This window comes from Cupriavidus sp. YR651 (genome assembly GCF_900101625.1).
Lineage (GTDB): Bacteria > Pseudomonadota > Gammaproteobacteria > Burkholderiales > Burkholderiaceae > Cupriavidus.
The window spans coordinates 516,723-539,219 of sequence record NZ_FMYZ01000002.1 but is presented as its reverse complement, the minus strand read 5'-3'; the positions used below and the strand labels follow the sequence as shown (position 1 = coordinate 539,219).

Here is a 22,497-nt window from a genome sequence, read left to right as displayed (position 1 = left end):
TATTTGCGGACCCCCGCAACCGCCCCCTGCGCCCCCCGTATTCATGCCGACAGCATTCGACTTGTCCGCCTCCGCGACCCAGGCACGCGCCTGGCTGCGCACATTTGTTCCCATGCCGATCACCGCCGGCCGCCACGAGCGCATCAAGAGTTGCGCCGGCGCGCTGCTCGGCCTGTTCGTCACGGAGTGGATCAGTCGCCACATCCTGCATGGATTCAATCCCTGGTTCGTGGCGCCAATGGGGGCTTCCGCCGTATTGCTGTTCGCGGTGCCAGCCAGTCCGCTGGCCCAGCCGTGGTCGATCATCGGCGGCAACCTGGTGGCGGCGACCGTAGGCGTGGCCTGCGCGCGCTGGATCCCGGACCCCGGCCTGGCGGCCGGCGTGGCCGTCGCCGTGGCCATCGCGCTGATGTTCCAGTTGCGCTGCGTCCACCCGCCCAGCGGCGCCGTGGCCATGACGGCGGTGCTCGGCGGGCCAGCGGTGCAGGCGCTGGGCTTCGGCTTCGTCGTGGTGCCGGTGGCCATCAATTCGATGCTGTTGCTGCTGATGGCGCTGGCTTTCAACAACCTCGCCCGGCGCCGCTATCCGCACCGCCCGCCGGAGGCGGCCACGCAGCATCACACCCGCGACGTGCCGCCGAGCCAGCGCGTGGGCTTTACCCGCGCCGACCTGGACGCGGTGCTGGCCGCCCGGGGCGAATTTCTCGACATCGAGGAAGATGACCTGGAAGCCATCCTGGTGGCGGCGGAGCTGCGCGCTTATCGCCGACGCTTTGGCGACGTGCGCTGCGCGGAGATCATGTCGCGCGACGTGGTGACGGTGCGCCCCGGCCAGCCTTCCACGGAGGCGGCCGCCCTGCTCACGCGCCATCACATCAAGGCGCTGCCCGTGGTGGATGGCCAACGCCGGCTGCTCGGCATCGTCACGCAAAGTGACTTCTTCCGCGCCCAGCGCACGGGGTCGCGCCGCGCCAGCGGCAATGTGCGCGATCTCATGACGCGCGCGGTGACCTCGGCCCGCGCCGACCAGCCGATGGTCGAACTTGCGCGCGCGTTCTCGGACGGCGGGTTGCACCATGTGCCGGTGCTCGACGACAACCGGCGCGTGGTGGGCATCGTCACGCAATCGGACCTCGTGGCGGCACTGCTGCGCAATAACATGGTGGCGAGCTGAGGCGGCTGAATCCGCAGATCCGGCTCGCCCGGATCGGAGCGGCGCCGTGCGGTGCCGCCATCGCCACGCGCCGTCCCACCTCGGCCTCCCCCCCATCCCACCGCCTATAACTACTCACTGAGGCCACGTCCTGCCCGCGAAAGGGGCTGTCATCGATTTCCGCTATGCTTACGGCGTTTTCGTCACACGGCCGCCCGAGGAGATCTGCGCGATGATGAGTTCCGGACAACTGATTGAAAAGCTCGCCGCCGTCTTTGCGCTGATCGTGCTGATTGGCGGCTCGCTGCTCGTGCTGGCCCCGTTCGCCACGGCGCTGATCTGGGGTGCCATTCTCGCCTTCAGTTCGTGGTACCCCTACACCGTGCTGTCGCGCTGGCTCGGCAATCGCCGCGTACTGGCCGCGCTGATCTGCGTGCTGGTCACCACGGTGATCGTCCTCGGTCCGTTCGTCTACGCCGGCGCCAGCTTTTCGGCTCACCTGGACGAGTTGACCGCACTGGTCAATCGCTACGCCGAACGCGGCCTGCCGCAGTTGCCCGACTGGCTCGGCGGCCTGCCGTACGTCGGCCCGCAACTGCAATCCGCCTGGAACAAGGTGATCACCGCCGACTCGGACATGGTCGCCAACCTGCGCAAGCTGATCGCCCCGGTGGGGCATGTGCTGCTGGGCGCCGGGCTGTCAATCGGCGCCGGACTCGGGCAACTGGCGTTGTCGATCGTGCTGGCGTTCTTCTTCTACACGGGCGGCGAACTGGCCGTGGATTGGCTGCGCGGCGGCATGCGCCGCGTGGCGGGCGACCGCGCCGACCATCTGCTGGCACTGGCCGGCGGCACCGTCAAGGGCGTGGTCTACGGGGTGCTGGGTACCGCATTCGTGCAGGCGGTGCTGGCCGCCATCGGCTTCTGGATCGCCGGCGTGCCCGGCGCGGCCATCCTCGGCTTCATTACGTTCTTCCTGTCCGTGGTGCCGGTGGGCCCGCCGCTGGTCTGGATACCGGCCGCGCTGTGGCTCTACCACTCGGGAGAGACCGGCTGGGCCATCTTCATGGTGGTCTGGGGCGGCGTTGTGGTCAGCATGGCCGACAACGTCATCAAGCCGCTACTGATCAGCAAGGGCACGGGCCTGCCGCTGATCTGGATCATGATGGGCGTGCTGGGCGGTGCGCTGGCCTTTGGCTTCCTCGGGGTCTTCATCGGCCCGACCGTGCTGGCCGTGGCCTACGCGCTGCTGCGTGACTGGACCATCGGCACGCAGGAACCCGCGGCGATCGCCTCGGTCACGGCGCCGCCGCCCTCGCAACTCACCCCGGACGCATGACGTCGCACACACCCGTATCGACGGATGCGCCGGCGCAGGATCTGCACCGGCTTGTGGCCTGCGAATACTGCGATGCGCTGTACGCGCGCACGGCGCTGGAGCCCGGTGAGCGTGCCACGTGCCTGCGCTGCGGCGGCCCGCTCTATCGCGAAAGCTCGCAGGCCTACCGGCGCCTGCTGCCGCTGGTGTTCACCGCGCTGATCCTGTTCCTGATCTCCAACACCTACCCCATCGTGGAGATGGACCTCAAGGGCGTGCGTACGCAGACCACCCTCTGGGGCGCCGTGCAGGCCCTCTATGCGGACCACATGGCGCTGGTGGCCATCCTGGTATTCGCCACGACCATCCTGTTCCCGCTCTCCGAGATGCTGATGATGTGCTACCTGCTGGTGCCGATGGCGCGCCGCAGGATGCCGCCCGGCTTTGACCGGATCGTGCGTGGCATTCGCCAGACCCGTCCGTGGGGCATGATCGAGGTCTTCATGATCGGCGTGCTGGTCACGCTGGTGAAGCTGTCCACGATGGCGCAGGTATTGCCCGGTGTGGCGCTGTGGTCGTTCGGGGCGCTCGTCGTCGTTCTGGCCGCGATGCTTTCCTTCGATCCGCGCGACCTCTGGCATTACCTGGAGGCGCCCGGTGCCGACGAAACGCCATCCCGCACACCGCCGCCGCGCACGCCGGAGGCCGCACCATGACGCCCCCGCCCGATCGTCCGTCCCCGTCGCGCACGGCCACCGCACGCGAGCAACTGGAACGCTCGCGCCGCATGGCCGCCGGGATGGTTGCGGAGTTGACCGACGACGACGAGCAGACGCCGCTGCCGCAAGTCCCGACCGCCGCATCGCGCGGCCTGCTGTCCTGCCACGCCTGCGACCTGGTCAGCCCGGTCACGCTGGAAGGCGAGCCCTGCCCGCGCTGCGGCGCCACGCTCCACCGTCGCAAGCCGGGCAGCCTGGCCCGCACCTGGGCGTTCCTGCTGGCCGCGTACATCCTCTACATCCCCGCCAACCTGCTGCCGGTGATGGTGACCCAGTCGATCCTGGGCACGCAGCGCGACACGATCCTGTCCGGCGTGATCTACCTCTGGCTGTCGGGGTCGCACCTGCTGGCCGGCGTGGTGCTGGTGGCCAGCATCGTGGTACCCATGCTCAAGATGATGATCCTGACGCTGTTGCTGGCGTCGGTGCATTTGCGCTCGACCTGGCGCATCCGCCAGCAAACCCGGCTCTACTGGCTGGTCGAGGTCATCGGCCGATGGTCGATGCTGGATATTTTCGTGGTGGCGCTGCTGGCGTCACTGGTGCGGGCCGGGGCGCTCGCCACTATTATTCCCGGGGCGGGGGCGCTGGCCTTTGCCTCGGTCGTCGTACTGACCATGCTGGCGTCGCTGAGCTTCGACCCGCGCCTGCTGTGGGACTCGCTCGATTCGCAGGATTCCGACAATGCCCGAGACTGATACTCCTCCCCCAACCCAGGACATCCCGCAGCCGGCGCGCAAGCGTCGCACGCGCTGGCTGCCGTCGCTGGTCTGGCTGATTCCGATCGTCGCGGCGATTGTCGGCGTCTCGCTGCTGATCAACACGCTGGCGTCGCGCGGTCCCGAGATCACCGTGAAATTCAGCACGGCCGAGGGCCTGACACCCGGCAAGACGGTGGTGCGCTACAAGGACGTCGAAATCGGCCTCGTCAAGTCCGTCAAGCTGGCGTCGGACCGCTCGCACGTGGTGGCCAACATCGAGCTGACCAAGGACGCCGAGAACTTCGCGGTGACCGATACGCGCTTCTGGGTCGTGCGCCCGCGCTTTGCCATCAGCGGCGTGTCCGGGCTGGAAACACTGCTGTCCGGCGCCTATATCGGCGTGGATGCGGGCAAGTCCAGCGAGCGCACGCGCAGCTTCACCGGGCTGGAGGTGCCGCCGGTGGTGACCACGGATGCGTCCGGCCGCCAGTTCGTATTGCGCGCGCAGGACCTGGGCTCGCTCGATATCGGCTCGCCGGTGTACTACCGGCGCGTGCAGGTGGGGCAGGTGGTGGCCTATCAGCTCGAGCCCAATGGCCGCGACATCACGCTGCGTGTGTTCGTCAACAAGCCGTACGACAAGCTCGTGACCGCCGATACGCGCTTCTGGCACGCCAGCGGCGTCGACCTCAAGCTCGATGCCGGCGGCCTGAAGCTCTCCACGCAGTCGCTGGTGACGGTGCTCCTGGGCGGCGTGGCCTTCCAGGCGCCGGAACACACCACGGCCCGTGACGCGGCGGCCGAGAACACGCAGTTCCTGCTGGCCAGCGACCAGACCGAGGCGATGAAGGAACCCGAGGAACTCGCGCCGACGCTGGCCGTGCTGAACTTCGACCAGTCCGTGCGCGGGCTGTCCCCCGGCGCGCCGGTGGACTTCCGCGGCGTGATCGTGGGCGTCGTGCGGTCGATCGGCATCGAATACCTGAGCGACAAGAAGGCATTCCGACTCCCGGTGGTGGTGGAGTTCTACCCGTCACGCATGGGCTTCCGCGAGCGCGACGTCGCCGACGAGGCCAAGAAGCGCAGCACCGTGCAGGCCCTGATCAACCGTGGCCTGCGCGCCCAGCTGCGCACCGGCAACCTGCTGACCGGCCAGTTGTACGTGGCGCTGGACTTCTTCCCGAAGGCGCCGGCCCCGACGGGCGTCGACCTCGACGCCTCGATGCCGGAGCTGCCGACCACGCCGGGCACCTTCGACACGCTGCAGGCCAAGCTGGGCGACATCGTCAACCGGATCGACAGGGTGCCGTTCGACCAGATCGGGCAGGACCTGCGCACCTCCGTGGCATCGCTGAACGCGATGCTCGTCAAGGCCGACAAGCTGGTGGACCAGCTCAATGGCGACGTGGCGCCGCAAGTGCTGGCCGCGCTGCAGGATGCGCGCCGCACGCTGACATCGGCCAATGGCACGCTGGCGTCCGATGCGCCGCTGCAGCAGGACACGCGGCGCATGCTGCAGGAACTGACGCGCACGGCCGTATCGCTGCGCGCGCTGACCGACTATCTCGAACGCCATCCCGAGGCGCTGCTGCGCGGCAAGGCGGAGAAACCATGATGAATCGCTCGCAAAATCGCCGGTTCGGCGCCGCCGCGCGGCCAGCGGCCGTGTCAATGCTGGCGGCCCTGGCCGTCCTGACCTTCCTGACGGCGGGCTGCGCCTCTCCGGAGCCCCGCTACTACACGCTGGCCACCGGTCCGGAGACCGCCAATATCCCCGCGCAAACCGCTGCGCTGGCACCGGCGGCAAACCCCGTCTGGATCGAGGTGGCGCCCGTGCGCGTGCCCGAACGCCTGAACCGGCAACAGCTCGTCGTGGCCGATGGCACCGCCGGGGGCGTGAAGTTGCTGGACCTGTCGCGCTGGACGTCGCCATTGCCGGATGAACTGCGCGATGCGCTCTCGCAGCAGCTGCAGGCCAACCTGGGCGCCGTGGATACTTACCAGCAGGGATTGTCGGGCGTGGAGCCCGTGTTTCGCGTGACGACGGAGGTCGTGCAGCTCGATGCCGACCTGAACCAGCGCGCCGGTGCCACGATCGCCTGGACCGTGCGCCGCCTGCCAGACGGCAAGGTACTCACCGGACGTACGCAAGCCGAACTGCCCGCACCGGGACAGGTCGACGGCATGGTGAGCGCATATCGCCAGATCGTGGCGACGACCGCGGCCGACATCGCGGCGGGCGTGCGGTCGCTACGCCGCTAGCGGCACGCCGGCAAGTCAGTCTTCGGGGCCGGCGGCTTCCAGCGCCAGCGCGCGACGCGCGGCGCGACGACGGTCCGCCTCGGCCATCGCGGCCAGACACTCCGCAGGGCCGCCCGCCACCATCCGCACGCTGCACGCCAGCATCAGGTTCTTCGACAAGCCAAAGTTCTCCACCACGTAGCCCCGGGCGTCGAGCACGTCGCCGTCGGCATCCGTGCCGGCACCGGCGCGCACGCGGTCAAGCAAGGTGCCCGCGTCGGCGGAATAGCCCCACACCGTCTTTTGCAGCGCCACCGCAAACCCGACCTCAAAGGCCGTGCCGCTGTCCGGCTCGCCAGGGCCGCGGAAATCGTCAAGGTTGGCCATCACGATGTCCGCGCGGCGAATCAGCGCGACGTTGGCCTCATAGATCCACTGCGCGGTATCCGGGCCGGACAGTCCCGGCGGCGCGGACTTGTCGAGTGGGTAGAGCCCCTCGTAACCATGCGCCGCACACAGCGCCTTGAGTTGCGCCCCGTAGGCGAGCGCATCCTTGCGAAACACATCGAAACCGGCGAGGTAGATCGTTTTCATGACGCGTAGGGAAAGGGCATCCGGGGGAACCGGATGCCAGCTTACCTCAGTGCGCCGCGCTTGAGACAGGCCGTAATTGGGCGCCGGGTGCTGCAGCTATTGCGTGCTCGGTATCGGCCGGGCGTGCGCGATCCGACCCGTCGCGCGACGGCTGCGCCAGTTCCGCATGGCGTGTGCCGGTCTGGTGTCGCCACACGGCGGCGCCCGCCACGCCGGCCGTGGCCACCGTGATGGCAAGCGTGGCAGCCACGAACAGCGGATGGATGCGCCGGCGCGGCGATCGGCTGGCAATCCTGACGGGGAAACTGGCTGACGTCGTCATCGTGGGATTCGTTAGGTGCGGGATCAAAGGCTCAGGTCAGTGGCGCCTGGGTCAACCGGCCGATTATGCGAATCCGCGATGGCAGGAAAGTGGCAATACGGTGTCAGGGGCATGACTGCCCTGCGATCGAGGCCAGTCACACCCCACGGTGCCACGGAAAACGACCCAGCAAAAAGCGGCGTAAATATCACAAATCAAGATCGAAAGCGGTGTCGATCTGCTGAAAGACCTTATCCGTCCGGGCGATTGACGGTTCGCTATATACCAACTTATATTGCGCATTGTTGCGTGTGCATTTCACTCCACCCCTTCTCCAAGCCATGACCCAACGTTCGCTGCCCTTTTTGCGTCGCACCGTCTGCGGCGCCGCCCTCGCCGTCCTGACCTTCGCCGCGCCGTCCGCGTTCGCCGCGGATCTCATCGTATCGGCCGCCGCCAGCCTGACCAACGCCTTCAAGACGCTGGCCGAGCAATACGAGAAGGTGCATCCGGATACCAAGGTGATCCTGAACTTCGGCGCGTCGGACGTGCTGATGCAGCAGATCGTCAAGGGCGCCCCGGCCGACGTGTTCGCGTCCGCCGACCAGGAAGCCATGAACAAGGCGGAGGCCGAGAAGGTCGTGCAACCGGCCACGCGCAAGGACTTTGCCGCCAACCAGGTGGTGCTGATCGTCCCGAACGACAGCAAGCTGGGCATCGGCACGCTGAAGGACCTGACCAAGGCGGACGTCAGGCGCGTGGCGTATGGCAACCCGTCGTCGGTGCCGGTGGGCCGCTATACCAAGGGCGCGCTCGAGGCCGAAGGCCTGTGGGATGCCGTAGCCGCCAAGGGCGTGCCGGCGCAGAACGTGCGCCAGAGCCTGGACTATGTGGCGCGCGGCGAAGTCGATGCCGGCTTCGTGTTCGCCACCGATGCCGCGATCATGCCGGACAAGGTCAAGGTGGCCGTCCGCGTGCCCAACCGCACGCCGGTGACCTATCCGATCGCCGTGACGGCGCAGACGAAGCAGGGTCCGCAGGCCAACAGCTTCGTGCAGTACGTGCTGTCGCCTGAAGGCCAGGCGGTGTTGTCGAAGTACGGCTTCCAGAAGCCCTGACCGATCGAAAGGATCGATCGAAAGTCTTGCCGCGCGCCCGCTGACCCGGGCGCCGGCTGTCAACTCACCTGATTGCCGGAATTGCCATGGATGCCGTCTGGGTCCCCCTGCTGCTCTCGCTCAAGGTAGCGGGCTGGGCCACGCTGCTGAACACCGTCCTCGGCGTGGCCGCGGCCTACGGCATCGCGCGCTGGCGGTCGTCGGCGCGCGACGTCGTCGACGCCATCCTCACCCTTCCCCTCGTCCTGCCACCCACCGTGCTCGGCTATTACCTGCTGGTGCTGGTGGGCCGCCGTGGCGTGTTTGGCGCCTGGCTGGAGAGTGTCGGCATCACGCTGGTCTTCACCTGGCAGGGCGCCGTGCTGGCGTCCACGGTGGTGGCGTTTCCGCTGGTGCTCAAGTCGGCGCGCGCCGCATTCGAGGGCGTGGATCATCAACTGGAGAACGCCGCGCGCGTGCTGGGCGTATCGGAAGTCGGCATCTTCTTCCGCATCACGCTGCCACTGGCGGCCCGCGGCATCGTGGCGGGCGTGCTGCTGGCCTTTGCGCGGGCGCTGGGGGAATTCGGTGCCACGCTGATGATCGCGGGCAACCTGCCCGGCCGTACGCAGACGTTGTCCGTCGCCATCTACGAGGCCGTGCAGGCCGGTGACGACAACACCGCCAACCTGCTCGTGCTGGTGACGTCCGTCACCTGCATCGTGTTGCTGGTGGTGGCGGGCCGGCTGGTGCCGCCCACCGCGCGCGGGGTCGGCGAAGTCTACGAGCGTCGCGCGTTCCGCCGCGACCCGGTTACGAAGTGAGCGCACCATGAGCATGCACGTCACCATCCGCAAGCGCATGACTTCGGCCGACCGGCAGTTTGCACTGGATATTGCGTTCGATTCCGATAGCCGGCGGGTTGCGCTGTTCGGCCCGTCCGGCGCTGGCAAAAGCCTGACGCTGCGCGCCATCGCCGGGTTGCTCGCGCCGGACAGCGGGCGCATTGTGCTCAACGGCCGTATCTTGTTCGACAGCGAGACCGGCATCGACGTGCGCCCGCAGGAGCGTCGCGTGGCCTATCTGTTCCAGGACTACGCGCTGTTTCCGCATCTGACCGTGGCACAGAACATCGCCTTCGGACTGAGCAGGGGCTGGCGCAATCCCGCACGCCAGGCGATGCCGCCCGAGGCGGCTCGCTGGATCGACGCCTTCGGATTACGCGACATCGTGAGCCAGTATCCCGCGCAGATCTCGGGCGGACAGAAGCAGCGTGTGGCGCTGGCGCGCGCACTGGTGGCGCGGCCCGATATCGTGCTGCTGGACGAGCCGTTCTCCGCGCTGGATCCGGCGCTGCGCGTTCGCATGCGCGCGGAGCTGCGCGCGCTGCAGGAAAGCCTGGACGTGCCGATGGTGGTCATCTCGCACGACCCGGAAGATGTGGAAGTACTGGGCGACCATGTGCTGGAAATCCGCGACGGCCGCATCTACGGCAGCGGCCGCGCCAGCCAGCATCCGCCGGTCTACGCCCCGCTGCCACTGCACGCGGTCTAGGCCGCGCGCAGCAAGTCCACGTAGGCGCCTTCGATCAGGGCGCCGGCATCCACGCCAAGGCTGGCCATCAGCGCATGCGCTTCGGCCACGCCATGCTCGACCGGCTCGCCATCGGCCAGCACCACTTCCAGTTCGAGAAAATCCCCGAGCCCTTCCACGCGGTCCAGGTGCACACGCGTGCGTCCCACCAGGAACAGCGTGCGGACCTTGCGTACGCGGCCGGTTTCGCCGTGCGCCGCACTCAGCGCGGCACGCAACGTATCCGGCGATGCCGTGGGCGAGAGGATATAGAAGCTCTCCTTGGGGCCAGCCTGGTCGGGCCGGGCATAGAAGATCAGCTGGCCGCTGCCAGCGTGGAAAGCGCGCAGCTTGAGCCGTCCGTTTGGACAGGTGAAGAAGGTATCGTCCTGCTCGATCCGTTCCGGACCGTGGTTCGCCAGCGCCGCCGCGCGCGGCAGCAGGGCCTCGATGCTGACGATACGCGCCTTGATTTCAACGTTCCTTGCCATGATCCCTACTGACCTCCATCCATGAGGAGCCTGGCGGCGATGACCCACATGGTCAAGCCGACGATCACCTCGAGCACCTGCCACGCGCGGGGCCGCGCAAACACCGGCCGCAGCAGCGCCGCACCATAGCCGAGCGAGAAGAAAAACAGGAATGACGCGGTCATCGCGCCCGTCGCGAACGCCAGCTCATGGCCCGCGAACTGCGTGGAGACGGAGCCGATCAGCACCACGGTATCGAGCCAGACATGCGGATTCAGCCAGGTAAAGGCCAGGCAGATCGCGAGCGTGGCGACCAGCGGGCGCGATTCGGCGTCGGCCGGCGCGAGTGCGGCGTGGGATCGCCAGGCCGTCCACAGGCTGCGCGCGCCGTACCAGATGAGGAATGCGGCGCCGCCGTAACGCATCGCATCGCCAAGCCACGGCAGCTTGCGAATCATCACGGCAAATCCGGATACGCCCATGAAAATCAACGCGGCATCCGACGCCGCGCAGATCAGGCAGACCCAGAACACATGCTCGCGGCGCAGACCCTGGCGCAGCACGAAGGCGTTCTGGGAGCCGATGGCAAGAATCAGCGACAGCCCGAGGCTGAAGCCGGCGATGGCAGCGTGCATGAGTGAGGCAAGCCAGGCGAAAGGTGAAAGGTGAAAAGGAAACGGGCGCCCGCAAGGCGCCCGAAGTCCGGTCATTCTACACGCGGCTCCGGCGAGCCACGGTCCTCAGGCCATCGTCCCGAGGATCACGCTCGAGGCTTTGAAGATAGCCAGTGCCTGCATGCCTTCGGCCAGCCCGAGGTCCGTCAGCGCCGTGTTCGTGATGATGGCCGCCACGGTGCCACCGCCATCGAGGTCCAGCACGACTTCCGCATTGACAGCCCCGGGAACCACGCGCGACACCACGCCCGGCAACTGGTTGCGCGCGGAAAGTCGCACGCCGGGGTCCGGCAGGCCAATCATCACGGACGAGGCCTTGACGAGCGCGAAAGCCTCGGCGCCGGCCATCAGGCCCAGCGTCTCCACGCTCTCATGCGTGATCGTGGAGACGATGCGCTGGCCACCGGGCAGCACCAGCGTGATCTCGTCATTGACCGCGCCGCCACGCACGGACTCCACCCGGCCGAACAACTTGTTGCGCGCACTGGTCTGGATCATGAATCGTTTCATCAGGTGAATATCGTCGGCATCCGCATCGGACAGCGTACTGCCCACCTTGCCGAGCCATGCGACGAAGCGCTGGTGCTCCTCCGCCATCGCGCGATAGGTGCGGATCAGCCGTTCGGCCCGGTCGGTCAGGCGCGTACCGCCGCCGCCCTTGCCGCCCGCCGCGCGCACGACCAGCGGCTCGCCCGCACTGTTGTTCATCGCGTCGATGGCATCCCAGGCGGCCTTGTAGCTGATGCCGACCGCGCGCGCCGCGGCAGTAATCGATCCGTGCTCGCCAATGGCGGCCAGCAATGCGATGCGGTCCTTGCCGCCCCAGTCCTGGGCACCGGCGCGAAACCAGATGGCGCCTTCGAGTTCGAGCATGAGCGAATGAGGAAGAGTCGGATGAACGGCTATGGTAATGCGAATCGCCGCCAGCCCGATGGCGCCGCTAACTCTGGTGCGCCGGGATATACCAGCGCATGACGCTGCCAGCGAAGTACTGCTTGTCGAACTGACGCAGCAGGCGCCACGCGGTGAACGGGTCGATCGCCAGATCCACCCACGCCCACGGATGATCGGGGTCACCCTCCCGCACGATCTCCACGGAATTCACCGGTGCGTAGTCTTTCAGCTTGTCCCGCAGCATTTCCTCGGTCACATCACGATGCAGCCCGCGGATCAGTACCTGCATTGCAGCCTCTCCTGGATGCGGCCGGAACCTGCCGTGGCGCACCATGCGTCGCCGCGCCGGCCATGCGAATATTGTAGGCCGCGTCGCGGTATGCGTCGCAGCAATGATGTATTTCGATTCAGGCCATGATGTGCACGCCACCATCCACGTACACCGTATTGCCCGATAGCCGGCGAGCGTACGGGGTAGCCAGGTAGGCCGTGGCAAAGCCGACGTCCATGATGTCGACCAGCTCGCCCAGCGGCGCGCGGCCCGCGGCCTCCGCCAACAGATGGTCGAAGTCCTTGAGACCCGATGCCGCGCGCGTCTTCAGCGGCCCCGGCGAGATCGCGTGCACGCGAATGCCTTGCGGGCCGAGTTCGTGCGCCAGGTAGCGGCAACTCGCCTCCAACGCCGCCTTCACGGGCCCCATCAGGTTGTAGTTGGGCACCACGCGGTTGGCGCCGTCATAGCTCATCGCAAACAGCGTGCCACCATCCGACATCAGCGGCACCGCGCGGCGCGCCATGCGGATGAACGAATGGCACGACACATCCATTGCGCGCGCGAAGCCGCCCGCCGACGAATTCAGCAGGCCGCCTTGCAGGTCCGCCTTGGGCGCGAATGCCACCGAATGCACGACGGCATCGAGACGCCCCCACTCCTCCGCGATGCGCGCGAACAGCGCGTCCATCTGCGCATCGTCCTCGACGTTCAGCGGCATCAGAATTGGCGCGCCGACCTGTTCGGCGAGCGGCGCTACATGTGGCAACGCCTTGTCGTTGAGGTAGGTCAACGCCAGGTCGGCGCCCAGTTCGCGGAATGCGCGCGCGCAACCCCACGCAATCGATTCTGCATTGGCCACGCCGACCACCAGCACACGGGCGCCGGCGAGCGGCGGGTTGGGTACCTGCACCATGGGATGCTCCTCCTCGATGGCGGAAATATGGAGTCAGGCTTCGTCTTCCTCGCCACGTGCGGCGCGGCTGTGGTCGGTGCCCAGCACGTCGGCCACCTCGCGGTAGCGCGCGAGCCAGTCGGTCTCCAGCGGGCCGCGCACGGTCAGCACGCGGTGTGCCAGCACCATGATGCGGCGGCGCTCCTTCATGTCAGGCACCAGTTGCGGCAGCGACTGCAAGGCCGCCTCGGGGTCCAGGGTCACCACATAGCTCTGGCGGCGGACGGCGTTCTTGAAATCGGCCAGGCTGACGCGCTTGTCCGGCGGATTTTCGCGCGCCAGCTTGCGCAGCAGGTTGAACGGACGCTCCTCGATGGCGGACCGGTTTTGCGTGACATACGCGAGGATCCTCAGGAACGCGTCGAGCGAAGTGCCCTCGCCGATTTGCGCCCGCGCCTCGCGCCGGCGCAGGTCGGCCACTTCCTTGCGCAGGGCGGTGACGGCGGGAGATTCCGCACGCCCGGTCGCGGCCTCCATGCCCAGCATCGCCGCCATCCAGGGCGTGGCGTAGAGCGACTCGAAAAATTGTTCCTGCCAGGCGTCCCGTACGTCGCGGTACTGGTTCAGCGAGCGCACGATATGGTCGGACATGACGCGCTCCATCGCCAGGAACGGGTTGTCGTCATCGACCGGTTGGCGCGCGTCGCGCACGGCCGGTGCCATGGCGCCGATCCACGCCATCCACGGATTGACATCGCTGGCCAGCGTCCGCTCCAGCCGCGCAGGGTGCATCTCGCGCATGGCCTGCGCGGAGGCCTCGGTGGAGGCCGCCCGCACCAGCGGCGAGGCGAACGTGTCGTACAGGTGCTGATTGATCTCGGCCACGCGGCGCACGACCTCGAACGGTTTCTCGTCGTCGCGTCCGTCATCGAGCGCCAAAATGTCGTCGATCGTCCGTCGCTCGAAGCGCACGAGATAGCGGCCTTCGATCAGGTCCAGGTGCGAGGTGCCCGGCGCCACGTCCTCGATCTTCGCTTCGTACAGGCCGGGCGGCAGCACGTCGATCAGGTCCAGCGCGCAGAAGAGTTCCGTGTGTTCGCGGTTGGCCACGCTGGCCGAGACAAAGATGCCGAGGTGACCAATCGACGGGTGCAGGCAGTAGACGATGGTCTGCTCGTTGGCCACGATGTCGTCGACGCTCTCATACAGGTCCGGAATCCAGTTCAACGCCTGTTGCGGCGGCGTGATGTTGTCCCCCCAGGAGGCAAACACGATCACCGGCGAGCGCAGGTTGCGCAAATCGACCACGGTCTTGCCATCGGCGCTGTGCACATCGCCCGCGGCCAGGTGATTGCCGACGAAGAGGTTCTGGACGATCCAGTCGATCTCCGCGCGGTTCATCAGGAAATGTCCGCCCCACCAGCGCTCGAATTCGAGGAAACGCGGCCCCTCGGTATCGGCCTTGGCGTAGACGTTGTAGAGCTTTTCCCACAGCGAATTCGCGGGATTGAGGCTCTCGAAGTTCTGCACGAGCCAGGCGCCGTCGAATCGCCCGTTGCCGAGGTCCGCCGTCAGCGAAGCCAGCCATGAGCCACCGAGCAATCCGCCGCTGTAGCGCATCGGGTTGCGTCCGCGTACGCCAGACCAGTACGCCACCGGGGCGCCGGCCAGCAGGATCGGCCCGGTCACGTCGGGCGCCGCGGCCGCCAGCATCAGCAAGGCCCAGCCCGCCTGACAATTGCCCACGACGAATGGCTTGCCCGGTGCATCGGGATGTCGCTCGGCCACCGCGCGTAGGAAACTTCCTTCCGTGCGGGCCACATCCTCGATGGTCTGTTCCGGGCAGGGATCGCGATAGAACGTGATGAAGTAGCACGGGTGTCCGCTGCGGATGGCATTGCCGATCTCGCTGTCCGCCTTGAAGCCGCCGATGCCGGGTCCGTGACCCGCGCGCGGGTCCATGACGACGAACGGGCGTTTCTCCGGATCCGTCGGGTGCGCCTCTGGCGGGACAATGCGCAGCAGCGCGTAGTTGACGGGCTTGGGCAGGTTGCGGCCATCGATCAGCACTTCGTAGTCGAAGACCAGCACGGGTGGCATGCCGCCGCGCTCATGTTCGGCGGACTCGTTGCCGCGGCGACGCAGGATGTCGAGGAAAAGGATCGCGCGCTGCCAGGAATCCACGCCGTATTCCCAGGCTGCCTGCGGCAGCGCAAGTGGAGATGGCGGCATGGGGGTGGATTCGGGTGTGGCGGGCGAGGCTTGGTCGGCCGGCTGGATGCCGGTCACGGGTTGGCGTGCGTTCATTCCGGTTCTCCCCTCCGAGAGGTCAGACTCGTCAGATAGTCGCAGCGGCGCGGTTGCCTGCTGCAACGCAACACATAAAATCTATCAGCCTGCGCCGGCACTGACAACCGACGGAATGGAATATTGCAGTCTCTGTGCCAGACATGACGTTCACGTGTCATCGCCGTGCGCTGTACATTGGCCTATACTTGCCCCAGACGTTTGCGCAATGCAGCATCCGTGGCCCTCAGGATGCCTGCCCTTCAGAAGGTTTTCGGTTCCAGGGAACGCTGCCAATGCTCACACCATCGTCCACCGACAAGTACGCCAGGCTGCTGGCCCGCTGCGAGGGCCTGCCGCCGATTCCCACCGCCGTGGCGCACCCTTGCGATTATTCGTCGCTCGACGGCGCGCTGGAAGCGGCCCGGCTTGGCCTGATCGCGCCGCTGCTGATCGGGCCCGAGGTCCGCATCCGGCAGATCGCGCAGGAACACGGGCTGCCACTGGGCGACACACCCATCATAGACGCCCCGCACAGTCATGCCGCCGCGTTGCGCGCCGTGGAGGCCGTGCGGAACGGCGAGGCCGAACTGCTCATGAAGGGTAGTCTGCACAGCGACGAGCTGCTGCACGCGGTAGCCAGCGGGTCCAGTGGCCTGCGCACCGGCCGGCGCCTCTCGCATGTATTCGCGATGGACGTGCCGAACTACCACAAGCCACTGTTCATCACCGACGCCGCGGTCAACATCTTCCCCACGCTGAACGAAAAGGCGGACATCGTCCGCAATGCGATCGACCTCGTGCGCGTGCTTGGCGTCGAACGGCCCAAGGTGGCGATCCTTTCCGCAGTGGAAACAGTCACCGACAAGATCCCGTCGACCATCGACGCCGCCGCGCTCTGCATGATGAGCCTGCGCGGCCAGATCGAGGGCGGCATCCTCGACGGCCCGCTGGCGTTCGACAACGCCATCAGCAGGGCGGCGGCGGACACCAAGGGCATCCGCTCCGAAGTCGCCGGCGACCCCGACATCCTGCTGGTCCCGGACCTGGAAGCGGGCAACATGCTGGCCAAGCAACTGACCTTCCTCGCGGGCGCGGAGTCGGCCGGCATCGTGCTTGGCGCGCGCGTGCCGATCATCCTGACGAGCCGTGCCGACAGCGTGCGCGCTCGCATCGGCAGCTGTGCCATCGCGGTCCTGCTCGCGCATGCGCGCCGTACCGCGGGCGACGCCGCGGTCAAGGCCTGAACCGGCAGTCCCCATTCGACAGGAGCATTGTCAGCGTGAGTACCCCACACCCCGCCAATCGCGTCATCCTCGTCGTCAACGCCGGCTCGTCCAGCGTGAAGGTCTCCGTCTATGCCGTGCCGGACTCCGCGCACGACAACGTCGACATCCAGCCCACACTCTCCGCGCACGGCCAGATCGAAGGCATCGGCGTGGCACCGCGGCTGATGGCGCGCATGGCCGATGGACGAGTCGTCGCCGACGAGCGTTTTCCCGTCGAACAGATCTCGGACCATGACGCCGCGTTCCGGCTGATCCGTCTGACGCTGAGTGTGGGCTTGCGTGACACGCCACCGGTGGCGATCGGCCATCGCGTGGTCCACGGCGGTGCGGATTTTGCCGATGCAGTGCGTATCGACGACGAGGTGATCGCGAAGCTGGAGGCGCTGGTGCCGCTGGCCCCGCTGCATCAGCCGCACAACCTCACGGCGATCCGTGCGGTGCGCGCGGCGGTGCCGGAACTGCTGCAGGTGGCCTGCTTCGACACGGCGTTTCACGCGGGTCACGATCCGCTGGCCCAGCTGATGGCACTGCCCTATGAGTATTACGAACGCGGCGTGCGCCGCTATGGTTTTCACGGGCTGTCGTACGCATACATTGCGCGCCGGCTGCACCAGGTGGCGCCCGACCTGCTGGAAGGCCGCGTTGTCGTGGCGCATCTGGGCAACGGGGCGAGCCTGTGTGCGATGCGCGCCGGCAAGAGCGTGGATTCGACCATGGGGCTCACCGCGCTCGACGGCATGCCGATGGGCACGCGGTGCGGATCGATCGACCCCGGTGCGATCCTGTGGCTGGCCGCACAGGGCATGGATGCCGATGCGATCCAGAACATGCTCTATGGCCAGTCCGGCCTCAAGGGCATCTCCGGCGTCAGTAGCGACATGCGGGCACTGCTGGCCAGCAACGATCCGCGCGCGAAGCTGGCCGTGGACTTCTACGCCTTCCGCGCCGCACAGGAAATCGGCAAGCTCGCCGTCACGTTGGGCGGGCTCGATGCGCTGGTGTTCACGGCCGGCATCGGCGCCAATTCGCCAGAGGTCCGCGCGCGCATCTGCGCCCATCTGACCGGCCTGTTCGGCGTTGCGCTCGATGACGCGGCGAACAATGAAAACTGCCAGCGTGTCAGCCAGGATGCGAGCCGCGTGCCGGTGCTGGTCTTGCCGACCGACGAGGAAGGCATGATCGCGCTGTCCACGGCACGCATCCTGCGCGAATGCGGGGGACTCGGACCCTGCCCCTGAGCCCGACCCGGACCCTGTTCCTGACTCTTGACGCGCCGATGCGCGGGCCGGACGCCCGTCCGGGTCGCGGCTCAGTCCTCGAGGTAGTGCGCGCGTAGCCGGTCGACGTCGACCTGCAAGCCGTCGGCCAGGAATCGCTCCACGCTGCCGTATGTCTGACTGATCGACGACATCGACGCCTCCAGGTACTCCGGCCGGACCTCCAGCAACGGCAAGATCGCCTCCGGTCGCACGCCGATCGGGCCCACCCGTGCCAGCACGTCGTCGTTGAATCGACGATTCCAGTGGTTTGACTCGAGGTAGTTGGCGACGATGTCGTCCTGCGACACGCCCAGCGCGGACAGCAGCAGCACCGATGCGAAGCCCGTGCGGTCCTTGCCGGCCGTGCAGTGGTAGTAGAGCGTCTTGCCCGCCTCCGCGTTGCGCAGGAACCCGCCGAACGCATCCCGGTATCGCACCGGAAAGTCGCGGTACACATCGAGCATGAACGCATGCATCTGCGCCGGCGTGCTTTCCCGCAGGCGCGGCATCAGCACGTCCATCGCCATGCTGCCATCCAGCACGGGCACGGACACCCAGTGGAAACGCTCTCCGAACGCCGACTCCGCAGGTGATTTCTCGCCCGGCGAGCGGAAGTCGATCACCATGTCGAGCCCCAGTGCATGCAGGCGGTCGAGATCGGCCGCGCTCGCCAGCGCGGGGTTGCCGCTGCGGAACAGCCGGCCGTGGCGCACGCGGCGGTTGGATACGCCCACCAGACCACCAAGATCGCGCGCATTGCTGATGGTCTCCAGCGGCAGGCACGGGCGGATGGACGATGCGCTATCGGGCGACATCGCTCGCAAGGGAATCAGCGCGTGGGCCAGCCACGCACACCAGGTCTGGATCATGTCGTTTTCTCGTGGATGGCGTCCCGGATGACAGATTCGTGGACACCATGCGTTGTACGTTGGGGCCAATGTGGTGGTCGGTGCGGTGCGACGCGCTGGCCGACAGCCGCGGCCGGCAAATTGCCGCAAGTGGCGCGCAGGCCACGACGGCGATGCGGCGTACCGCAAACTAAAAACCTTCAACACCGATGCCAATTATTTCAGATCGTGCGAGCGCGCGGGCGTCACTTGCCTGCCTGAGTCTGCGAGCCTTTGCGCTGTCTCAATCGTGAGTTTCCCACTGACTTCGCAGAGTCTTGATCTGGGGCATTCGCGCGGCAGTGGCCACCTTGGCACGCTTCATCGCGCTTCACATAATGAAGTGCATGCCGAACGCAGCACTCGCGCGTGGCAACGCGTCCGGCAGGATCTATCCACCCAGGGATTCCATGATGCCTGATTCGCACACTTCCCCCGCCGCCCTTCCATCCACCGCGGCAACCAAGCCCCTTGCTCCCAAGGTCGCCCTGCACTGGGGCCTGTTTCTGGCTATCGCCGCACTGATCGGTGTTCTGCTGATTCCTACCCCCGCCGATCTTCCCGTGGCCGGGCACCGCATGCTCGCCATCCTGGCCTTCGCCGTGGTGGTCTGGATCACCGAGGCCGTGACCTACGAGACCAGCGCGATCATGATCACGTCGCTGATGGCCGCGTTGGTCGGCTTCTCGCCAACAGTCAACGATCCCGCCACGCAATATGGCACGTCGAAGGCGCTCGGCATGGCGCTGGCCGGGTTCTCCAACACGGCGCTCGCGCTGGTCGCGGCGGCGCTGTTCATCTCGGCCGCGATGACCGTGACGGGGCTTGACCGCCGCATCGCACTGGTCACGTTGTCCGCCATCGGCACCAGCACGCGGCGCATCCTGATCGGCACGATCGCCGTCACGATCCTGCTGAGCCTGGTGGTGCCCAGCGCCACGGCGCGCAGCGCCTGCACGGTGCCGATCATGATGGGCGTGATCGCGGCGTTCGGCGTGGACAAGAAGTCGAACATCGCGGCCGGCATCATGATCATGGTGGCGCAGGCGACCAGTGTGTGGAACGTCGGCATCCAGACGGCCGCCGCGCAAAACCTCCTGACCATCGGGTTCATGGACAAGCTGCTCGGGGACCGCGTGACATGGCTGCAATGGCTCATCGCCGGTGCGCCCTGGGCCATCGTGATGTCGGCCGTGCTGTACTTCCTGGTGCGCTGGCTGCTTCCGCCCGAAACCGACGCCATCGTCGGCGGCAAGGAAGCGGTGCAACGCGAACTTGCGGCGCTCGGTCCCATGACCGCCCCGCAGAAGCGCCTGGCCGCCGTCGCCATCGGCCTGCTGCTGTTCTGGGCCACCGAGGGCAAGCTGCATCAGTTCGACACGGCAAGCATCACCTTCGTGGGGCTGGTCATCCTGATGCTGCCGCGTATCGGCGTGATGGACTGGAAGACCATGCAGCAACGCACGCCCTGGGGCACGCTGATCGTGTTCGGCGTGGGGATCAGCCTGGGGACCGCGCTGCTGACCACGCAGGCCGGCCAGTGGCTCGGCAAGTTCGTGGTGACGCATTCCGGCCTGGCCGACCACGGCACGCTGATGGTCTTCGCGGTGCTTGCCGCGTTCCTGATCCTGATTCACCTGGGCTTTGCCAGTGCGACGGCGCTGACCGCCGCGCTGCTGCCCATCCTCATCTCGGTGCTGCAGACGCTGCCCGGGGACATGAACAAGGTCGGCATGACCATGTTGCTCGGCTACACGGTCAGCTTCGGCTTCATCCTGCCGATCAACGCGCCACAGAACATGGTCTGCCTGGGCACCGACACGTTCAACGGACGACAGTTCGCCCGCATCGGCATCCCGGTCACGATCATCGGCTACGTGCTGATGCTGGTGTTCGCCACCACCTACTGGCGCTGGCTGGGCTGGGTCTGACCACAATCAACTACGCCGCCCCCTTATGAAAATCACCCTCGACTCCGCACAACGCTTCGCGCGCGACATCCTCACCGCGCAAGCCGTCCCCGCCGACATTGCCGACGATGTGGCCGAGCATCTGGTCGAATCCGACCGCTGCGGCTACATCAGCCACGGGCTGTCGATCCTGCCGAACTATCGCCGCGCCATCGATGGCGGCAGCGTCAACCCCGATGGCCGCGCGGACTGCGTGCTGGACAAGGACACGCTGATGGTCTTCGACGGCAACGGCGGCTTTGGCCAGCACGTGGGCAAGGTCGTCATGGCCCGGGCCATCGAGCGCGTGCGACAGCATGGGCATTGCATCGTGACGCTGCGCAAGTCTCACCACCTCGGCCGCATGGGCCACTACGGCGAGATGGTCGCCGCAGCCGGCTTCGTATTGCTCAGTTTCACCAATGTCATCAACCGCCCACCCGTGGTGGCGCCGTACGGCGGACGTGTGGCAAGGCTGACCACCAACCCGCTCTGCTTTGCGGGCCCCATGCCAAATGGCCGGCCGCCGCTGGTGGTGGACATTGCCACCAGCGCGATCGCCATCAACAAGGCGCGCGTGCTGGCCGAAAAAGGCGAGCCGGCGCCTGAGCACAGCATCATCGACGCCGATGGCAACCCGACGACCGATGCCTCGGTCATGTTCGGCGAGCGGCCCGGGTCACTGCTGCCGTTCGGTGCGCACAAGGGATACGCGCTGGGCGTGGTGGCGGAATTACTGGCCGGTGTGCTGTCCGGTGGCGGCACGATCCAGCCAGAGAACCCGCGGGCCGGCGTGGCCACCAACAACCTGTTCGCCGTACTGCTGAACCCGCAGTTCGACCTCGGGCTGAACTGGGAGCGTGGCGAGGTGGAAGCGTTCATCAACTACCTGCATGACACACCCACCGCGCCCGGCTTCGACCAGGTGCAGTATCCCGGCGAATACGAAGCGGCCAACCGGGCCGCGGCCGCCACGCATCTGGAAATCAACCCGAACATCTGGCGAAATCTGGAAACGCTGGCGTTATCGCTGGGGGTGGCGGTGCCGAGGGAATAGGCGTTTTCCGATGGCGGCGTCCAGAGCGATGGCACAATACGTGCCATGCAACGTATCTGGTCCGCCTTCGTCAAGCTCGTCCTGCTCGCCGTCATCGGCGGCGCGTTGCTGGCCACCCTTGCGGTCGTCATGGCCAGCCGGCAATTGCCGTCGCTCGATGCCCTCACCGCATTCCGCGATACGCCCGACTACATCCAGCTCAGACAATTCCCACCGGCGCTGTCCGAGGCCGTGGTCGCCATCGAGGACGACCGTTTCTACCTGCACGATGGCGTGGACTATGTGGGCGTGATGCGCGCCGGCATCGCCAATCTCTCCGACGATCTGTCGCAGGGCGCCTCCACCATCACCATGCAGGTGGCTCGCAACTTCTTCTTTTCGCGCCAGAAGACCTATACGCGCAAGCTGTATGAAGCGCTGATGGCCTATCGCATCGAGCAGTCGCTGACCAAGGACGAGATCCTCGAGCTCTATCTGAACAAGATCTACCTCGGCCAGGGCGCCTACGGCTTTGGCGAAGCGGCGCAGACCTACTTCGGCAAGCCCGTGGCGCAGCTCTCGCTGGCCGAATGCGCGATGCTGGCCGGCCTACCCAAGGCGCCTTCGGCCAACAATCCCGTGGCCAACCCCCGTCGCGCACGCCAGCGTCAGGCGTACATCCTGCTGCGCATGATGGAACTGGGCCGCATCACGCGCACCCAGTACGACGCGGCCCTATTGGAACCTCTGCGGCTGCGCTGAGTACGCCACATTTCCCGCGCACCTCCGCCGCTTTCTCGCGGCCTGCGCGCGCCTTTCCCCCGATGCTTG

Annotated in this window: 23 protein-coding genes; 14 read left to right on the top strand and 9 right to left on the bottom strand. The window is 66.9% G+C overall.

What is annotated here, in order from left to right; all coding sequences use genetic code 11:
• Positions 1-43: 43 nt before the first annotated feature.
• The 6 genes from BLR29_RS08650 (at position 44) to BLR29_RS08625 (ending at position 6,213) form a co-directional block, all read left to right on the top strand.
• Entirely contained in the window at positions 44-1,174 is a 1,131-nt protein-coding gene (locus tag BLR29_RS08650) for an HPP family protein (RefSeq protein WP_092136232.1), read from the top strand.
• A 214-nt stretch (positions 1,175-1,388) separates the two neighbouring features.
• Positions 1,389-2,492 (top strand): AI-2E family transporter, encoded by a 1,104-nt coding sequence (locus tag BLR29_RS08645; protein WP_092136698.1) that lies wholly within the window; start codon positions 1,389-1,391, stop codon positions 2,490-2,492.
• Positions 2,489-3,187: a paraquat-inducible protein A gene (locus BLR29_RS08640; protein WP_092136230.1), complete on the top strand. Its 699-nt coding sequence runs from the start codon at positions 2,489-2,491 to the stop codon at positions 3,185-3,187. The genes BLR29_RS08645 and BLR29_RS08640 overlap by 4 nt, the downstream gene beginning before the upstream one ends.
• Positions 3,184-3,948: a paraquat-inducible protein A gene (locus BLR29_RS08635; RefSeq protein WP_092136228.1), complete on the top strand. Its 765-nt coding sequence runs from the start codon at positions 3,184-3,186 to the stop codon at positions 3,946-3,948. The genes BLR29_RS08640 and BLR29_RS08635 overlap by 4 nt, the downstream gene beginning before the upstream one ends.
• Positions 3,935-5,566, top strand: coding sequence for a PqiB family protein (locus tag BLR29_RS08630; protein ID WP_092136226.1), 1,632 nt, complete (start codon positions 3,935-3,937; stop codon positions 5,564-5,566). Before BLR29_RS08635 ends, BLR29_RS08630 begins: the two co-directional genes overlap by 14 nt.
• Positions 5,567-5,622: 56 nt before the next feature.
• Positions 5,623-6,213, top strand: a complete 591-nt coding sequence (locus tag BLR29_RS08625; RefSeq protein WP_092136696.1) for a PqiC family protein — start codon at positions 5,623-5,625, stop codon at positions 6,211-6,213.
• 15 nt (positions 6,214-6,228) lie between these two features.
• On the opposite strand, the gene BLR29_RS08620 is transcribed toward BLR29_RS08625, so the two are convergent.
• The gene (locus BLR29_RS08620; RefSeq protein WP_092136224.1) at positions 6,229-6,786 is read right to left on the bottom strand and encodes a nucleoside 2-deoxyribosyltransferase; all 558 of its coding nucleotides are present in this window, start codon (positions 6,784-6,786) and stop codon (positions 6,229-6,231) included.
• 46 nt (positions 6,787-6,832) lie between these two features.
• Positions 6,833-7,108, bottom strand: a complete 276-nt coding sequence (locus tag BLR29_RS08615) for a hypothetical protein (RefSeq protein WP_092136223.1) — start codon at positions 7,106-7,108, stop codon at positions 6,833-6,835.
• A gap of 320 nt (positions 7,109-7,428) precedes the next feature.
• On the opposite strand from BLR29_RS08615, the gene modA reads away from it, so the two are divergent.
• The 3 genes from modA to BLR29_RS08600 all read left to right on the top strand — a co-directional run bounded on the left by modA (position 7,429) and on the right by BLR29_RS08600 (position 9,738).
• Positions 7,429-8,205, top strand: a complete 777-nt coding sequence (modA, locus tag BLR29_RS08610; RefSeq protein ID WP_092136221.1) for a molybdate ABC transporter substrate-binding protein — start codon at positions 7,429-7,431, stop codon at positions 8,203-8,205.
• Between the two features lie 86 nt (positions 8,206-8,291).
• Complete coding sequence (modB, locus tag BLR29_RS08605; protein ID WP_092136220.1) at positions 8,292-9,008, top strand: molybdate ABC transporter permease subunit; 717 nt, start codon at positions 8,292-8,294, stop codon at positions 9,006-9,008.
• Positions 9,009-9,015: 7 nt separating this feature from the next.
• A complete protein-coding gene (locus BLR29_RS08600) occupies positions 9,016-9,738 on the top strand; it encodes an ATP-binding cassette domain-containing protein (protein WP_092136218.1) in 723 nt (240 codons plus the stop codon).
• Here the strand turns inward: BLR29_RS08600 and BLR29_RS08595 are convergent.
• The 6 genes from BLR29_RS08595 to BLR29_RS08570 form a co-directional block, all read right to left on the bottom strand.
• Positions 9,735-10,247 (bottom strand): class IV adenylate cyclase, encoded by a 513-nt coding sequence (locus BLR29_RS08595; protein ID WP_092136216.1) that lies wholly within the window; start codon positions 10,245-10,247, stop codon positions 9,735-9,737. The genes BLR29_RS08600 and BLR29_RS08595 overlap by 4 nt on opposite strands.
• Before the next feature lie 5 nt (positions 10,248-10,252).
• Positions 10,253-10,861: a LysE/ArgO family amino acid transporter gene (locus BLR29_RS08590; RefSeq protein WP_092136215.1), complete on the bottom strand. Its 609-nt coding sequence runs from the start codon at positions 10,859-10,861 to the stop codon at positions 10,253-10,255.
• Positions 10,862-10,966: 105 nt separating this feature from the next.
• Complete coding sequence (locus BLR29_RS08585; protein ID WP_092136213.1) at positions 10,967-11,773, bottom strand: TOBE domain-containing protein; 807 nt, start codon at positions 11,771-11,773, stop codon at positions 10,967-10,969.
• A gap of 67 nt (positions 11,774-11,840) precedes the next feature.
• The gene (locus BLR29_RS08580; protein ID WP_092136211.1) at positions 11,841-12,083 is read right to left on the bottom strand and encodes an RNA recognition motif domain-containing protein; all 243 of its coding nucleotides are present in this window, start codon (positions 12,081-12,083) and stop codon (positions 11,841-11,843) included.
• Positions 12,084-12,201: 118 nt separating this feature from the next.
• The gene (fabI, locus tag BLR29_RS08575) at positions 12,202-12,981 is read right to left on the bottom strand and encodes an enoyl-ACP reductase FabI (RefSeq protein WP_092136209.1); all 780 of its coding nucleotides are present in this window, start codon (positions 12,979-12,981) and stop codon (positions 12,202-12,204) included.
• A gap of 33 nt (positions 12,982-13,014) precedes the next feature.
• On the bottom strand, positions 13,015-15,267 hold the full coding sequence (locus BLR29_RS08570; RefSeq protein WP_092136207.1) for a DUF3141 domain-containing protein: 2,253 nt from the start codon (positions 15,265-15,267) through the stop codon (positions 13,015-13,017).
• Between the two features lie 275 nt (positions 15,268-15,542).
• Here BLR29_RS08570 and BLR29_RS08565 point away from each other — a divergent pair, with 275 nt between their 5' ends.
• Both BLR29_RS08565 and BLR29_RS08560 read left to right on the top strand, forming a co-directional pair.
• Positions 15,543-16,493 carry a phosphate acetyltransferase gene (locus BLR29_RS08565; RefSeq protein ID WP_092136206.1) on the top strand — a complete coding sequence of 317 codons (951 nt, stop codon included), beginning with the start codon at positions 15,543-15,545 and terminating at the stop codon, positions 16,491-16,493.
• 35 nt (positions 16,494-16,528) lie between these two features.
• Positions 16,529-17,773 carry an acetate/propionate family kinase gene (locus BLR29_RS08560; protein WP_092136204.1) on the top strand — a complete coding sequence of 415 codons (1,245 nt, stop codon included), beginning with the start codon at positions 16,529-16,531 and terminating at the stop codon, positions 17,771-17,773.
• Positions 17,774-17,844: 71 nt separating this feature from the next.
• On the opposite strand, the gene BLR29_RS08555 is transcribed toward BLR29_RS08560, so the two are convergent.
• Positions 17,845-18,609, bottom strand: a complete 765-nt coding sequence (locus BLR29_RS08555; RefSeq protein ID WP_255371164.1) for a tyrosine-protein phosphatase — start codon at positions 18,607-18,609, stop codon at positions 17,845-17,847.
• Positions 18,610-19,094: 485 nt separating this feature from the next.
• Here BLR29_RS08555 and BLR29_RS08550 point away from each other — a divergent pair, with 485 nt between their 5' ends.
• Genes BLR29_RS08550 through BLR29_RS08540 form a run of 3 tightly spaced genes read left to right on the top strand, consistent with a single transcriptional unit; the run spans position 19,095 to position 22,428 of the window.
• Positions 19,095-20,612 carry a DASS family sodium-coupled anion symporter gene (locus BLR29_RS08550; RefSeq protein WP_092136694.1) on the top strand — a complete coding sequence of 506 codons (1,518 nt, stop codon included), beginning with the start codon at positions 19,095-19,097 and terminating at the stop codon, positions 20,610-20,612.
• Positions 20,613-20,637: 25 nt separating this feature from the next.
• Positions 20,638-21,687 carry an Ldh family oxidoreductase gene (locus tag BLR29_RS08545; RefSeq protein WP_092136200.1) on the top strand — a complete coding sequence of 350 codons (1,050 nt, stop codon included), beginning with the start codon at positions 20,638-20,640 and terminating at the stop codon, positions 21,685-21,687.
• A 45-nt stretch (positions 21,688-21,732) separates the two neighbouring features.
• Positions 21,733-22,428, top strand: coding sequence for a transglycosylase domain-containing protein (locus BLR29_RS08540; RefSeq protein WP_092136198.1), 696 nt, complete (start codon positions 21,733-21,735; stop codon positions 22,426-22,428).
• Positions 22,429-22,497 lie beyond the last annotated feature (69 nt).

Bases quoted from the DNA above. Each gene is read 5' to 3' on its own strand.
- BLR29_RS08620 (WP_092136224.1), bottom strand. From the start codon at position 6,786: ATGAAAACGATCTACCTCGCCGGTTTCGATGTGTTTCGCAAGGATGCG.
- BLR29_RS08595 (WP_092136216.1), bottom strand. From the start codon at position 10,247: ATGGCAAGGAACGTTGAAATCAAGGCGCGTATCGTCAGCATCGAGGCC.
- modA (WP_092136221.1), top strand. From the start codon at position 7,429: ATGACCCAACGTTCGCTGCCCTTTTTGCGTCGCACCGTCTGCGGCGCC.
- modB (WP_092136220.1), top strand. From the start codon at position 8,292: ATGGATGCCGTCTGGGTCCCCCTGCTGCTCTCGCTCAAGGTAGCGGGC.
- BLR29_RS08590 (WP_092136215.1), bottom strand. From the start codon at position 10,861: ATGCACGCTGCCATCGCCGGCTTCAGCCTCGGGCTGTCGCTGATTCTT.
- BLR29_RS08570 (WP_092136207.1), bottom strand. From the start codon at position 15,267: ATGAACGCACGCCAACCCGTGACCGGCATCCAGCCGGCCGACCAAGCC.
- BLR29_RS08625 (WP_092136696.1), top strand. From the start codon at position 5,623: ATGCTGGCGGCCCTGGCCGTCCTGACCTTCCTGACGGCGGGCTGCGCC.
- BLR29_RS08645 (WP_092136698.1), top strand. From the start codon at position 1,389: ATGAGTTCCGGACAACTGATTGAAAAGCTCGCCGCCGTCTTTGCGCTG.
- BLR29_RS08550 (WP_092136694.1), top strand. From the start codon at position 19,095: ATGCCTGATTCGCACACTTCCCCCGCCGCCCTTCCATCCACCGCGGCA.
- fabI (WP_092136209.1), bottom strand. From the start codon at position 12,981: ATGGTGCAGGTACCCAACCCGCCGCTCGCCGGCGCCCGTGTGCTGGTG.
- BLR29_RS08635 (WP_092136228.1), top strand. From the start codon at position 3,184: ATGACGCCCCCGCCCGATCGTCCGTCCCCGTCGCGCACGGCCACCGCA.
- BLR29_RS08555 (WP_255371164.1), bottom strand. From the start codon at position 18,609: ATGTCGCCCGATAGCGCATCGTCCATCCGCCCGTGCCTGCCGCTGGAG.
- BLR29_RS08540 (WP_092136198.1), top strand. From the start codon at position 21,733: ATGCAACGTATCTGGTCCGCCTTCGTCAAGCTCGTCCTGCTCGCCGTC.
- BLR29_RS08600 (WP_092136218.1), top strand. From the start codon at position 9,016: ATGAGCATGCACGTCACCATCCGCAAGCGCATGACTTCGGCCGACCGG.
- BLR29_RS08565 (WP_092136206.1), top strand. From the start codon at position 15,543: ATGCTCACACCATCGTCCACCGACAAGTACGCCAGGCTGCTGGCCCGC.
- BLR29_RS08650 (WP_092136232.1), top strand. From the start codon at position 44: ATGCCGACAGCATTCGACTTGTCCGCCTCCGCGACCCAGGCACGCGCC.
- BLR29_RS08545 (WP_092136200.1), top strand. From the start codon at position 20,638: ATGAAAATCACCCTCGACTCCGCACAACGCTTCGCGCGCGACATCCTC.
- BLR29_RS08580 (WP_092136211.1), bottom strand. From the start codon at position 12,083: ATGCAGGTACTGATCCGCGGGCTGCATCGTGATGTGACCGAGGAAATG.
- BLR29_RS08615 (WP_092136223.1), bottom strand. From the start codon at position 7,108: ATGACGACGTCAGCCAGTTTCCCCGTCAGGATTGCCAGCCGATCGCCG.
- BLR29_RS08585 (WP_092136213.1), bottom strand. From the start codon at position 11,773: ATGCTCGAACTCGAAGGCGCCATCTGGTTTCGCGCCGGTGCCCAGGAC.
- BLR29_RS08640 (WP_092136230.1), top strand. From the start codon at position 2,489: ATGACGTCGCACACACCCGTATCGACGGATGCGCCGGCGCAGGATCTG.
- BLR29_RS08630 (WP_092136226.1), top strand. From the start codon at position 3,935: ATGCCCGAGACTGATACTCCTCCCCCAACCCAGGACATCCCGCAGCCG.